Source organism: Labrys monachus (assembly GCF_030814655.1).
Lineage (GTDB): Bacteria > Pseudomonadota > Alphaproteobacteria > Rhizobiales > Labraceae > Labrys > Labrys monacha.
The window spans coordinates 2,784,533-2,796,969 of sequence record NZ_JAUSVK010000001.1; the positions used below are offsets into that span (position 1 = coordinate 2,784,533).

At 67.9% G+C, this 12,437-nt stretch carries 12 protein-coding genes; 4 read left to right on the forward strand and 8 right to left on the reverse strand.

The genetic code is table 11. The annotated features are described in order from the left end of the window. Nucleotides 1-44: 44 nt before the first annotated feature. Genes J3R73_RS12600 through J3R73_RS12610 form a run of 3 tightly spaced genes read left to right on the forward strand, consistent with a single transcriptional unit; the run spans nt 45 to nt 3,375 of the window. Nucleotides 45-1,898 (forward strand): ABC transporter permease, encoded by a 1,854-nt coding sequence (locus J3R73_RS12600; protein ID WP_307427111.1) that lies wholly within the window; start codon nt 45-47, stop codon nt 1,896-1,898. Continuing rightward, complete coding sequence (locus J3R73_RS12605) at nt 1,895-2,674, forward strand: ABC transporter ATP-binding protein (RefSeq protein WP_307427114.1); 780 nt, start codon at nt 1,895-1,897, stop codon at nt 2,672-2,674. The genes J3R73_RS12600 and J3R73_RS12605 overlap by 4 nt, the downstream gene beginning before the upstream one ends. Then, nucleotides 2,671-3,375, forward strand: coding sequence for an ABC transporter ATP-binding protein (locus J3R73_RS12610; RefSeq protein WP_370880080.1), 705 nt, complete (start codon nt 2,671-2,673; stop codon nt 3,373-3,375). The genes J3R73_RS12605 and J3R73_RS12610 overlap by 4 nt, the downstream gene beginning before the upstream one ends. Before the next feature lie 112 nt (nt 3,376-3,487). On the opposite strand, the gene J3R73_RS12615 is transcribed toward J3R73_RS12610, so the two are convergent. Then, entirely contained in the window at nt 3,488-4,510 is a 1,023-nt protein-coding gene (locus J3R73_RS12615; RefSeq protein WP_307427120.1) for an agmatinase, read from the reverse strand. Nucleotides 4,511-4,530: 20 nt separating this feature from the next. Beyond that, the gene (locus tag J3R73_RS12620; protein WP_307427123.1) at nt 4,531-5,172 is read right to left on the reverse strand and encodes a glutathione S-transferase family protein; all 642 of its coding nucleotides are present in this window, start codon (nt 5,170-5,172) and stop codon (nt 4,531-4,533) included. A gap of 131 nt (nt 5,173-5,303) precedes the next feature. Here J3R73_RS12620 and J3R73_RS12625 point away from each other — a divergent pair, with 131 nt between their 5' ends. After that, nucleotides 5,304-6,278 carry a GlxA family transcriptional regulator gene (locus tag J3R73_RS12625; protein ID WP_307427126.1) on the forward strand — a complete coding sequence of 325 codons (975 nt, stop codon included), beginning with the start codon at nt 5,304-5,306 and terminating at the stop codon, nt 6,276-6,278. A gap of 42 nt (nt 6,279-6,320) precedes the next feature. Here J3R73_RS12625 and J3R73_RS12630 read toward each other — a convergent pair whose 3' ends face one another. The 6 genes from J3R73_RS12630 to J3R73_RS12655 all read right to left on the reverse strand — a co-directional run bounded on the left by J3R73_RS12630 (nt 6,321) and on the right by J3R73_RS12655 (nt 12,263). After that, complete coding sequence (locus tag J3R73_RS12630; RefSeq protein WP_307427129.1) at nt 6,321-6,563, reverse strand: hypothetical protein; 243 nt, start codon at nt 6,561-6,563, stop codon at nt 6,321-6,323. A gap of 185 nt (nt 6,564-6,748) precedes the next feature. Then, nucleotides 6,749-7,741 (reverse strand): aldo/keto reductase, encoded by a 993-nt coding sequence (locus tag J3R73_RS12635; RefSeq protein WP_307427132.1) that lies wholly within the window; start codon nt 7,739-7,741, stop codon nt 6,749-6,751. 339 nt (nt 7,742-8,080) lie between these two features. Then, nucleotides 8,081-9,196, reverse strand: coding sequence for an aminotransferase class I/II-fold pyridoxal phosphate-dependent enzyme (locus tag J3R73_RS12640; RefSeq protein WP_307427136.1), 1,116 nt, complete (start codon nt 9,194-9,196; stop codon nt 8,081-8,083). 238 nt (nt 9,197-9,434) lie between these two features. Next, nucleotides 9,435-10,355 (reverse strand): 2-dehydropantoate 2-reductase, encoded by a 921-nt coding sequence (gene panE / locus J3R73_RS12645; protein ID WP_307427138.1) that lies wholly within the window; start codon nt 10,353-10,355, stop codon nt 9,435-9,437. A gap of 106 nt (nt 10,356-10,461) precedes the next feature. Further along, nucleotides 10,462-10,926 (reverse strand): DUF2269 family protein, encoded by a 465-nt coding sequence (locus tag J3R73_RS12650; protein ID WP_307427141.1) that lies wholly within the window; start codon nt 10,924-10,926, stop codon nt 10,462-10,464. Continuing rightward, entirely contained in the window at nt 10,926-12,263 is a 1,338-nt protein-coding gene (locus tag J3R73_RS12655) for an SDR family oxidoreductase (RefSeq protein ID WP_307427144.1), read from the reverse strand. The genes J3R73_RS12650 and J3R73_RS12655 overlap by 1 nt, the downstream gene beginning before the upstream one ends. Nucleotides 12,264-12,437 lie beyond the last annotated feature (174 nt).

Sequence of the window (12,437 nt, forward strand, 5' to 3'; positions counted from 1 at the left end):
TCTTAGCCCGCCATGTCCGCAACCCAGCATTCCCAGAGGCCCTCGTGGGAACCTTCATCGCGCAATTCCTGAGCGGCCTTGCCGGGGCGGCGTCGCTTTTCCTGGTGGCGTCGGGCCTGTCGATCATCTTCGGCGTCACCCGCATCGTCAATTTCGCCCATGGCGCCTTCTACATGCTCGGCGCCTATGCCGCCTGCATCCTGGCCAACACCCTGTCGGGCGCGCTCGGCTTCTGGTTCTCCATCCTCGCCTCGGTGCTGATCGTCGCAGTGCTTGGTGCGCTGCTCGAAATGACGCTGCTGCGGCGCATCTACAGGGCGCCGGAACTATTCCAGCTGCTCGCCACCTTCGGCGTCACCCTGGTCGTCGAGGACCTCGTGGTCATCCTGTTCGGCCCGGACGACCTCCTCGGCCCGCGGGCGCCCGGCCTCGAGGGCGCCGTCACCATCGCCGGCCACGCCATCCCGACCTACGACCTCTTCCTGATCGCGATCTCGCCGATCGTGCTGGGCCTCCTCTGGCTGCTGTTCAACCGCACGCGCTGGGGCATCCTGGTGCGGGCGGCGACGCAGGATCGCGACATGGTGGCGGCGCTCGGGGTCAACCAGAAATGGCTGTTCACCAGCGTGTTCATGCTCGGTGTCGGCCTTGCTGCCTTCGGCGGCGCGCTGCAGATCCCGCGCGATGCCGTCACCCACCAGATGGACCTGTCGATCATCGTCGAAGCCTTCATCGTCGTGGTGACGGGCGGCCTCGGCAGCGTATTCGGCGCACTGATCGCCGCCGTGCTGATCTCCGAGCTCAACGCCTTCGGCATCCTCGCCTTTCCGAAGATCTCGATCGTGCTGATCTTCCTCGTCATGGCCGTGGTGCTGGTGGTGCGGCCCTGGGGCCTGCTCGGCCGCCCCACCGGGCCGGCCCGCGCGACGCTCGGCCTGTCGATCCGTCCCTGGCGCCCGATGGTGCCCTCCCGGCGGCTGGCCGTCGCCGGCCTCGTCGTGCTGGCCGGCCTGCTGCCCGTCGTCGCCGGCCCCTATGTGCTGTCGGTGGGAAGCGAGATCCTCATCTTCGTCCTCTACGCCGCCAGCCTGCAGTTCCTCATCTCCACCGGCGGACTGGTTTCGTTCGGTCACGCCGCCTATTTCGGTCTCGGCTGCTACGGCGCGGCGCTGCTGGCGACCGCGCTCGGCTGGCCGATGGAGACGGCGCTGCTCGCCGGCCCGCTGCTGGGGCTGGCGGGGGCCGTCGTCTTCGGCTGGTTCGCCGTCCGCCTCTCCGGCGTCTATCTGGCCATGCTGACGTTGGCCTTCGCCCAGATCTGCTGGTCGGTCGCCTCGCAATGGGTCGACGTCACCGGGGGCGACAACGGCATCCTCGGGGTGTGGCCCTCCGCCTGGGCCTCGAAACCCTGGGCCTTCTACGAGCTCGCCCTCGCGGTCGCCGCCTGCGGCGTGGCGCTGCTGCGCGTCGCCACCTTCGCGCCGTTCGGCTTCGCGCTGCGGGCGGTGCGCGATTCCGAATTGCGGGCCGAGGCCATCGGCATCCGGCGCAGCAGGGTGCAATGGGCCGCCTTCGTGCTCGCCGGCCTCCTGGCGGGCATTTCGGGGGCGCTCTTCGCCTATCTGAAGGGCAGCGTCTTCCCGGACGCCTTCGGCGTCTCGACCTCGGTGGACGGCCTCGTCATGGTGCTGCTGGGCGGCATGGGCAGCGTATCCGGCGCCGTCGCCGGCGCCGGCGTCTACAAGGCGCTGTCGATCTGGCTGATCAGCGTCACCGATTACTCCAAGCTCGTGCTCGGCCTCCTCATCGTCGCCTGCGTGGTCCTGCTGCCGCGCGGCATCGCCGGCATCCGCGACCTCCTGCCCCGAAGCCTCTTCGCACGGGGGACCGCACGATGACCAGGCTCCTCGAAGTCCGCGGGCTGGCGAAGTCCTATGGCGGCGTCGAAGCGGTGAAGGACGTCTCGCTCGCCGTCGCCGCCGGCGAGATGGTGGCGCTCATCGGCCCGAACGGCGCCGGCAAGAGCACCTGCTTCAACATGATCAACGGCCAGATCCGCCCGGACCGCGGCTCGATCCTGATGTTCGGCCGGGAGACGGCGGGGCTGTCGCCCGCCGCGATCTGGCGGCTCGGGGTCGGGCGCACCTTCCAGATCACCGCGACCTTCGGCTCGATGACGGTGGTCGAGAACGTCCAGGTCGCGCTCGCCAGCCACAGCGGCACGGCCTGGCGGCGCCTCGCCCGGCTCGATCGCTTCAAGCGCGACGAGGCGCGGGACCTGCTCGAACTCGTCGGCATTTCAGGCCTGGCCGAACGGCCCTGCGGCGAGCTTGCCTATGGCGACCTCAAGCGGCTCGAACTCGCCATGGCGCTTTCGAACGAGCCGAAGCTGCTGCTGATGGACGAGCCGACCGCCGGCATGGCCCCCGGCGCCCGCATCGCCATGATGGCGCTCGCCGCGGACATTGCGCGCCGGCGCGGCATCGGCATCCTGTTCACCGAGCACGACATGGACGTCGTGTTCGAGCATGCCGACAGGCTGATGGTGCTCGACCGCGGCCGCCTCATCGCGGAGGGCGACGCCGAGGCGATCCGCAACGATCCGCTGGTGCGCTCCGTCTATCTCGGCGACGGCACGGTGTTCTCGGTCCTCGCGCAGACGGAGCGTGCCTGATGCTGGTCCTCGACGGCCTCGACAGCTTCTACGGCCCCGCCCACATCCTGCACCGGGTCTCGCTCGATATCGGCCGCGGCGAGGTGGTCGCCCTGATCGGGCGCAACGGCGCGGGCAAGTCCACCACCTTCCGTTCGATCATGGGCCTCGTGCCCGACCGGCGCGGCACGATCAGTCTCGACGGCGAGGATCTGTCCCGCCTGCCCACCTACGAGATCGCGCGGCGCGGCATCGGGTATGTGCCCGAAGACCGGCGCATCTTCACCGACCTCACGGTGGCGGAAAATCTCGAAGTCGGCCGCCGGCCGCGGCGCCAAGGCCTGCCCGAATGGACGCCGAAGCGCCTTTACGACCTCTTCCCCAATCTCGGACAGATGGCCGGCCGGCCGGGCGGGCGGATGAGCGGCGGCGAGCAGCAGATGCTGACGATCGCGCGGACGCTGATGGGCAATCCCGCCATCGTCCTGCTCGACGAACCCTCCGAGGGGCTCGCGCCGAAGATCGTCGAGGACATGGCGCGCGCCATCCTGCTGCTGAAGCAGGAAGGCCTTTCGATCCTCCTCTCCGAGCAGAACCTGCATTTCGCGCGCCTGATCGCCGACCGCGCCTATGTGATCGAGAGTGGCGCCATCCACTATTCCGGCACCATGGCCGAGCTCGCAGCGGACCAGGCGGTCCAGAACGAGTTCCTCGCCTTGTGAGACCGGGAGCGCGACATCTCCCCAGGCGCTCATTCAAGGTGATTTTGCCTGTAACGGTGCAGGATTTGTCATTGCCGGGCTTGTCCCGGCAATCTGGCTGGGCGGCTTGCCCTCAGACGAGCGCATCCGGAGAGGATATCCGCGCTTCCGGCGCCTGCCTCCTTCTCTTTGCGCGTTCATGGAAGATCGAGCCGATGAAGTCGAGGCTGGTGCGGGCCGCGAGCAGGGCCGTGATGCCCGATGGGTCATAGGGCGGCGACACCTCGACGAAATCGACGCCGGCGACCTCGAAGCGTCGGGCGATCTCCCGGAGGATGTCCTTCACCTCGTAATAGCCGAAGCCGCCATGGCTGATGGTGGCGGTGCCCGGTGCGATCGACGGGTCGAAGGCGTCGATGTCGATGGAGACATAGACGCGCTGGCCCTCGGGAAGATGGCCGAGCACGGCGGCGGCGCCCGCCGCGCGCACCTGGCGCAGCGAGGCGACATGCGTGCCATAGGCGCGCGCCGCCTCCCAGTCCCTGCGCCCGACGGCGCCCATATTGTGCGGCCCCAGCGTGGTGATGCCGGTCACATGCGCCATTTCGGAGGCCCGGCGCATCGGGCTGCCGTGGCCCCAGCCGATGCCGTTGCGTTCGTCGATGAAATCGAAATGGGCGTCGAGATGCACGATATGGATCGGCTGCTCCTCCGAGAAGGCGGCGACCGTCGCCATGGTGATCGCGTGGTCGCCGCCGAGGATATAGGGCATCGTCCGGGCATCGAGCAAAGCGCGCACCGCCTGCTCGGCGTTGGCGAGGCTGCGCCTGGTGTCGGCATAGATGACGTCGGCGTCGCCGGCATCGACGATGCGGACCTCGTCGGCGGCGAGATAGGTCACCTCGTCCTCGAAGTCGAACACGCCCTCCGGGCCGAAGCCGTGGAACATGGATGCCTCGCGGATGGCGCGCGGCCCGAACCGCGTGCCGACGCGGTAGCTGGAGGCGGTGTCGATGGGGATGCCGAGGATGGCGACATCCGCGCCGTCGAGCCTGTCCCAATCCGGGCAGGCCGGCTGGCGGGCGAAGGTGGCGAGGCCGACGAAGGGCAGGTCCATGCGGTCGGGCGTGTTGCGGCTGCGGGGAGGGGTGGTCATGGCTGGGATCCTGTCGCTGATCAGCAGATCGGTTCGCAGATGCCTTCGGCAGCGTAGGCCCGCCGGACGGCGGGGCGTGCCGTAACGGCATCGAGAAGTCGGGCGATGGCGGGGCGCGAGCGCGGCGGTTTCGCCAGCGGGCGGGCCCAGCGGGCGAGCATCGCGAAATAGAGATCCGCCGCGCCGACGGCATCGCCGAGGAAGAACGGGCCGTTGCCGGCGAGATGGGTTTCGATGATGTCGAGGAAGGCGGTCGCGCGCTGCTCGGCCCCGTTCCGGATCACCGCTTCCGCGCTGCCATCCCCGCCGGCGAGGCGCTCGGGATATTGGAAGACCATCAGCTCCTCCTGCAGCGAATTGGTCAGGAAGACCAGCCATTGGTAGAATTTCGACCGTTCGGGCGTGCCCTGCGCCGGCGCGAGCCCGGCCTCGGGGTGCCGGTCGACGAGGTGGAGCACGATGGCGGCGGCCTCGAACAGGACGAGCCCGTCGTCCTCGAGCGCCGGAATGCGGCCGTTCGGATTGATCCTGAGATAGGCCTGCGATTTCTGTGCCTCGACCGTGCGGTCGACGAGGGCGAGCTCATGCGGCGCGCCGATCTCCTCCAGCAGCATGTGCGGCGCGGCGTTGGCATTGGCGGGGTAGTAATGAAGCCGGTACATCGGCGTCTCCGTCGTGATGGCGATGGACGAAGCCTAGATTTCCGGGGTATTGGCCGCAATTGCCCAGGGCCGTCCATTCCAGCCAAAGTCCGGTGTGTTCCGGCCATGGGGCGCGTATCGGGAGAAAAGCCATGCCGGCAGCCGGGCAGCCGCTGCGGATCGCCATCGTCGTGCCGCCGCAGGCCCAGTCTCTCGACATATCCGGGCCGCTCGACGTCTTCGTCGAGGCGGGGCGCCAGTCGGGCGGCGCCGCGGCCTATGAAATCTGCCTCGTCGCCGCCGACGGGGACCCGCTCATCCGGGCCGGCGGGCTTTCGCTCGTCGCCGACACGACGATCTTCGCCGCCGACCAGGACTTCGACACGCTGCTGGTCGCCGGCACGCCGGATTTTTCGCAAGCCCCGGCCTTTACCGACCTGCAGGCGTGGCTGAGGCGCAGGAGCGCCGGCGTCCGGCGCTACGGCTCGGTGTGCACGGGCGCCTTCTTCCTCGGCGCGGCCCGGCTGCTCGACGGGCGCGAGGTGACGACCCATTGGCAGCATGCGGCGGAGCTGGCGGCGCTCCATCCGCAGGCGAAGGTGCTGCCGGATCGGATCTATGTGAAGGACGGCCCGCTCTATACGTCGGCCGGCGTGACCGCCGGCATCGACCTTGCCCTCAGGCTGGTGGAAGAGGATCACGGCCGCGCGCTCGCCCTCACGGTGGCGCGGCGGCTGGTGGTGTTCCTGAAGCGGCCGGGCGGCCAGTCCCAGTTCAGCGCCCACCTCGCGGCGCAGATCGCCGGGGAGACGCGCATCCAGGCCGTCCAGCATTGGCTGCTCGATCATCTCGCCGCCGACCTTTCCCTCGCCGCTCTGGCCGGCCGGGCAGCGATGAGCGTGCGCAACTTCACCCGCGTGTTCCAGGCCGAGACCGGCCTGACGCCGGCCGACTACGTCGAAGCGGCCCGCGTCGACGCCGCCCGGCGCCTGCTCGAAGACGGCGACACGCCGCTCCAGCGCGTCGCCTCGCGCTGCGGCTTCGGTAATGCCGATACGATGCGGCGCGCCTTCCTTCGCCGCCTCGGCACGGGACCGCACGATTACCGCACGCGGTTCCGCAGCTGAGTGGCCGGCCGGCGGGGGCCTCGCCCGGGCGAGGGCAGGGGATCAGTGCGCGTACGGGTTCGAGCGGCGCTCTTCCTCGATCCGGCGTTCCTTCTCGCGCTTCTTCTGAACGGCGAGGTGATGGCCGACCGCGCAGCCGCCCATGGCGCCGAGCACGGCATGATGTCCGGCATAATGGCCGGCGACGCCGCCGGCGATGGCCCCCGATACGCAGCCGATGGCCTGGGCCTGTGAGGCGGGGACGAGGATCGCGGTGAGGATGGCGGCTGTCGTCAACATGCGCATATGGGCATTCCCTGGCGGTCGGAGGCCGACGCGGCTCCGATGTTGGCAGACAATGACGCTGCGGCGGCCTTTGTTCCCTGGAGCAAAAAGCGTTCAAGCAGGAGCGGATCACCAATTCAGCGCATTGGTATCAAGAGGATTTTGCGTTTCTTGGCGATTCGATCTGAAGATGGAACGCTTTGGCGTCAGCGCACGGCGTCGCCGCGACGGTATTCCGCCGTGAGCTCGTCGAGCTTCTGCTTGAGGCCCGCCTCGATCCTGTAGGAGGCGCCGGCCAGCGAGGCCTCGAGCTGGTCCGGCCGGCTCGCGCCGACCAGCGGGGCCGTGATCACGGGATTGGCGAGCACCCAGGCGATCGCCAGCGTCGGCGGCGCCACGCCCGCCTCGGCGGCAAGGCCGACGAAGGCCTCGACCGTGCCGAATTCGCGCTCGTTCCAGTAGCGGTCCTGATAGCGTTCGGCGGCGGAGCCGAGCGTGAAGCGGGTGCCGGGCGTCGGCGCCGTGCCGCGCTTGTGCTTGCCCGTCAGCAGGCCGCCGGCGAGCGGGTTGTAGGGGATGACGCCGACGCCCTCTTCGGCGCAGAGCGGCAGCAATTCGCGCTCGATCTCGCGGAACAGCAGGCTGTAGCGCGGCTGCACCGACACGAAGCGCGTCAGGCCCTTCGCCTCGGCGCGGCCGAGGGCGCGGGCGAGGCGGTAGGCGAGGAAGTTGGAAACGCCGATATGGCGGGCACGCCCCGATTTCACGATGACGTCGAGGGCTTCGAGCGTCTCGTCGAGCGGGGTCGCCGCGTCGTCGGAATGGAGCTGGTAGAGATCGACATAGTCGGTCTGCAGGCGGCGCAGCGAGGCATCGATGGCGTCGAGCAGGTGCTTGCGGGAGGCGCCCTGGTCCCAGGGATTGGGGCCCATCTTGCCGACGGCCTTGGTGGCGAGGATGTAGTTGCCGCGCTGGCCCTTGAGCCAGCGGCCGACGATCTCCTCCGTCCGGCCGACGGTGTCGAGCCCGCCGCCGAGCGGATAGACGTCGGCGGTGTCGAGGAAATTGACGCCGCCCGAGGCGGCCTTGTCGAGGATCTGGCGGGACACGTCTTCTTCGGTCTGCAGGCCGAACGTCATGGTCCCCAGGCAGATCTCCGAAACGAGAAGGCCGGTGTTGCCGAGTGTCTTGATGCGCATAACAGGATCCGATCTGTGCGTTGCGGCGGGCGGGGGCATCGAGCCGGGGCAGGGTGGCGATGCCGGCCGCACCAAAAGGAAGCCGCTGTCGCGGCGGACAGCCGGTATTCCCCGGTCGATTTTACAGGGCGGCCCCACCGGTGCCAGACCCCTGTTCGACACAAAACCGTGTCCACGTCCGACGGACTGCGGCAAATCCGGTTTCGCCTCGCTTTCGATCGCCAATCGGCCTCTTGCTTTCCCGCAAGCTCGCCGGTTCCGAGAAGGGCGATCGGTGGTCGCCTCTCCACTGCAGCGCGGAGCGCGTCGCGGGTGTCGATATCCCTCGGTCCGGCGCTTCTACGAGCCGAGCGATCGCATGAACTGCCGCAGCTGCTCCAGCCCCGCCGCCAGATGGTCCGCCGGACCGCCGATGCCGATGCGGATATAGCCGTCCATGCCGTAGACGTCGCCCGGCGCTGGCAGCACGCTCCTTTCCTCGCGCAGGCGATGGACCAGCGCGGTGGAATTCATCGGCAAATGGTAGCGGAGAAAGGCCATGCCGCCGGCCTCGGGCGGGACGAGTGAAAACAGATCCTGGTTCGCCGACACCCAGCCGGCGATCAAAGCCACGTTGCGCGACAGCAGGGCCCGGCTGCGGGCGAGCACCGCCGCGCGGCGCTCGGGCTGCAGGACGATGCCGGCGACGATCTCGCTGACGATCGAGGTGGTGATGGACGTGTAGTCCTTGCGCTGCCAGGTCGCGTAGATCTCGGGCGCCGGGCCGACCAGCCAGCCGATGCGAAGCCCCGGCATCGCCATCGCCTTGGACAGGCCGTTGGTGACGATCGCCTTCTCGTAGAGGTCGGCGACGGACGGCGATTCCGGCGCGCCATATTCCGAGCCCTTGTAGACCTCGTCGGCATGCAGCCAGAGCCCGTGCCGGCGGGCGATTGCGACGATCTCCTCGATCATCGCCCGGGGCAGCACCTTGCCGGTCGGATTGTTGGGCGTGCAGACGGTGATCAGTTTGGTGCGCGGCGTGACGGCAGCCTCGATGTCGGCGAGGTCCGGAAGCCAGCCGAGTTCCTCGCGCAGCCTGACCTCGCGCACCACGGCGCCGATCGCCTTGGCCCAGCCCTTGATCTGCAGATAGTTCGGCACCACCACGATGATCTCGTCGCCAGGGTCGAGCAGTGTCATCGCCATGATGAAATTGGCTTCCGCGGAGCCGTTGGTGATCATCACCTCGTCGGGGCCGCGTCCGGGGTGGAGTGCCGCCACCGCCTGGCGCAGTTCCACCGCGCCGTTGGTCCAGCCATAGCCGAGCTCGGCCGCCAGCACCCGCTCGCGCTCCGCCGGCGTCAGCAGCTCGTTGAGCGAATAGGGATGGACGCCGCTGTCGGAAAGATTGAAGGCGACGGTGTTCTCGTAGAGCGACTGGATGCGCTCCAGGGAGAATTCCTCGATCTGCATGGCGAAGTCCCGATGACGGCGCCCGGCCGTCCGGACGTGATTCCCGACCAACGCCAGCCTTGCCGGATCGGCCGGGGGATACAAGAACGGACGGCGGGGGCAGGAACTTCGAACGCAGGCAATTTTCGGCGCGCCCGCCATTCCCCGGGAATCGCAGGCTTCCAGCCTGCATCTTCCTGCAGGCGCAAAGTTTCCAAGGGCAGGCTGGAAGCCTGCGATTCCCGGGGAAGTCGGCGCACTACCCAGCGATCTTCCCCTGATAGACGGCCAGATGGGTGTCGGCGGCCGCCAGCAGCGGCGTGTCGAGGCCGGCCTGGCGGGCGCGGGCGAGCAGGTCGCCGATGATCTGCTCGGCCTCGATCGGCTGGTCCTTCAGCAAATCGCGATACATCGACGAGGTCTGCGGCGAGCCTTTTTGCGTGAGCATCGACCGGACCGTCGCGAGGGCGCCTTCGTCGGGCTCTCGGCCGACTGCCCTGACCACGCCCGTCACCTCGTCGAGGAAGCGGTGCACGAACGCCCGTCCCCCGGGCGCCGCCTCGACCTCACCGACGGTGCCGCGCATCAGGCAGGTGATGCCGCCGAGGCTGGCCAGCATCAGCCATTTCTCCCACATCTCGCGTTCGATGTCGGCGGCGAGACGGGCGTCGAAGCCCGCGCCCTGCAGGAAGGCGTCGAGCCGCTCCATCCGCTCGGACCGGGAGCCGTCCATTTCGCCATAGGCGAGCTCCTGCATCTTGCCGAGCTGGACGATCCGCCCCCTGTCGTCGAGGGTCGTCGCCACCTTGCAGACGCAGCCGCCGAGGGCCGCATCGCCGAACCGGGCCCTGATGATGTCGACATGCTTCATGCCGTTGAGCACCGGCAGGATCACGGTATCGGGACCGACGGCCGGTGCCATGTCCTCCAGTGCGGCGTCGAGCGCATAGGCCTTCACCGTGAGGAGGACCGCGTCGAAGGGGCCTTCGATCTGATCCGCGGTGACGAAGTTCGGCCTGATCTTCAGATCGCCCATCGGGCTGACGATCTGCAGGCCGTCGGCGCGCAGGCGCTCGGCACGGGCGGGACGGACGAGGAAGGTGACGTCCCGCCCCGCCGCCGCGAGACGGCCGCCGAAATAACCGCCGGTGGAGCCGGCGCCGACAATCAAAATGCGCATAATATCTCCTCAGGCCGGCGCCTTTCACCGGCACATAATCAGCGTATATGCCCTCAATTCCGGGGCGGCAAAGAGCACAAAATAGCGCAGGGGCCTTTCCGGCGAACTACGGCTTGGCGATCATCAGCCAGAGAATGGTGAGCACGGCGCCGAAGGCCGGGAACCCACAATAGAACCAGATGCGGAAAAGTCGATGATAGAGCGCGGGGAGCGGCGTGCCATCGCGCGCCGCGACACGTGCGATGTCGCGCATCCGGATTTGGATGAAAACGACGGGCAGCCAGAACAGGCCCGCGGCCATGTAGAGCATCAGCGAGAGCCGAAGCCAGCCGGAATCGAGCGCCCAGCCGATCTCTCGGGCCAGGAGAAAACCGGTGACGGGTTGGAAAACGACGGCCGAGGCGGTGAACAGGAAATCGGCGAGGACGACGGTGGCCGCGACATGCGCGATGACGATGGCATCGCCGGTTCGATGCGCCATCAGCATGAAGAAGGCGATGCCGGCGCCAGTGCCGAGCAGCACCGTCGCTCCGATGACATGCAACCACACCAATAGGTCGAGGTCGATCATCAGCGCGCATCCCGGATGGCGAGCGCTACCAAGGCAAGGATGGCGGCCGGCACTGCCTTGACCAGGGGGCCGAGCGGGTCGGCCCACAGATCCGGTGCGAATGCCGATCCGGCAAGCAGATAGAAAAGCGTGACGGCCATCATGCCGACGGCCGCGGCCGGCATCGATCGCCGTATGAGCATGGCGGCACCAAGCGCGATATCGAGGAACGCCCCGCCATGCACGGCCAGGCTCGCAATAGGCGCGGACAAGCCGTGTGTGACAAGAATCGACTCGGCGCGTCCGGCTCCGATGAGGCCGACGATGCCGGACACCAACCAGAACAGGCCGAGCGTGATGATGATCACCGGCTTGAGCATGAACAAGCGGGCGAACCAGCGTTCCCGCGCCGACCCGTCGATGACGCTCAGCGTCTCGTCCAGGCTCCTCAACGGCCGGTGGATGACGTCTCGAAGTGGCCGCGGATCGCCGTCGATGCCCAGCATCGTCTGCCGGAAGGCGGTCGATCGCAAAGGCGGATGCCAGCCGAGCCAGCCGGCCAGATCTCCAAGCCCGAACAGGACGCGGAAGATAGCCGCGGGCCAATGGACTATCGGCGCAGAGGGAAAGCCGAGCCTCGCCCGCAGCCGTCGGACGACATCGTCAAGAGCGTGCGCCTCCTCTTCGACGAGATCGTAGCTGCGGCGGAGCGGCAGGCTCCCTTCGAGGGCGGCGAGCGCCATCTCTGCCACGTCCTGAAGCGCAACCGTGCGGATTGCCGGCGCCCGTGGCAGGGCGATCAGGCCCGGCATGCCCGCCAGCGCGTGCAGCATGGCGCTGCCGCCATAGACCTGCGCCCCGAGCACCAAGCCAGGGCGAAGCACGATCCACTCGAATGCGCATGCGCTCAGCGCTTCGTCGGCGAGACCCTTGCTGCGCATGAAGACGGTCTGCGCCACGGAGGAGGCGCCGACGGCGGAGATCTGCACGAAGCGTCCGATCCTGGCAGACTCGCATGCTTGGAAGAGCGCTATCATCGCATCCCGCTGCACGGCCATGACATCGTCACCCGGCCCGTCCTGCAGCACCCCGGATGCATTGATCACGGCATCGATCTCGTGGAGAAGCGGGATCCATGCCTGCGGTACGACGAGAGTTTTAAGGTCATGCTGGAGCCAGCGTACCGGGGGGCGGCGGCGTCTCGCCTCGGTCACGTCTCGGCCAAGACCCGTCACATCGTGACCGGCCGCCAGCACGGCGGAAACCACCGACGATCCGATGAGACCGTATCCGCCCAAGATGAGAACACGCATGGATCGTGATTGCCTTGTTTGGGAGGAGGTGGCAAGGCGCAGCATGCCTATCACGACGCCGCTGGCCAACATATCCGCACCGGGTCTCTTTTGCGTCGCGCAGACAAGGGAGACGACCGCGATTGCACAGATAGAGAGGTCACCTTCATGAGGTAAATCGGAATATAGTTTAGAATATATCCAATGAGTGGATCCTCATCCTTTAACTGGAGTAATTAC

Bases quoted from the DNA above. Each gene is read 5' to 3' on its own strand.
- J3R73_RS12605 (WP_307427114.1), top strand. From the start codon at position 1,895: ATGACCAGGCTCCTCGAAGTCCGCGGGCTGGCGAAGTCCTATGGCGGC.
- J3R73_RS12615 (WP_307427120.1), bottom strand. From the start codon at position 4,510: ATGACCACCCCTCCCCGCAGCCGCAACACGCCCGACCGCATGGACCTG.
- J3R73_RS12620 (WP_307427123.1), bottom strand. From the start codon at position 5,172: ATGTACCGGCTTCATTACTACCCCGCCAATGCCAACGCCGCGCCGCAC.
- J3R73_RS12625 (WP_307427126.1), top strand. From the start codon at position 5,304: ATGCCGGCAGCCGGGCAGCCGCTGCGGATCGCCATCGTCGTGCCGCCG.
- J3R73_RS12630 (WP_307427129.1), bottom strand. From the start codon at position 6,563: ATGCGCATGTTGACGACAGCCGCCATCCTCACCGCGATCCTCGTCCCC.
- J3R73_RS12635 (WP_307427132.1), bottom strand. From the start codon at position 7,741: ATGCGCATCAAGACACTCGGCAACACCGGCCTTCTCGTTTCGGAGATC.
- J3R73_RS12640 (WP_307427136.1), bottom strand. From the start codon at position 9,196: ATGCAGATCGAGGAATTCTCCCTGGAGCGCATCCAGTCGCTCTACGAG.
- panE (WP_307427138.1), bottom strand. From the start codon at position 10,355: ATGCGCATTTTGATTGTCGGCGCCGGCTCCACCGGCGGTTATTTCGGC.
- J3R73_RS12650 (WP_307427141.1), bottom strand. From the start codon at position 10,926: ATGATCGACCTCGACCTATTGGTGTGGTTGCATGTCATCGGAGCGACG.
- J3R73_RS12655 (WP_307427144.1), bottom strand. From the start codon at position 12,263: ATGCTGCGCCTTGCCACCTCCTCCCAAACAAGGCAATCACGATCCATG.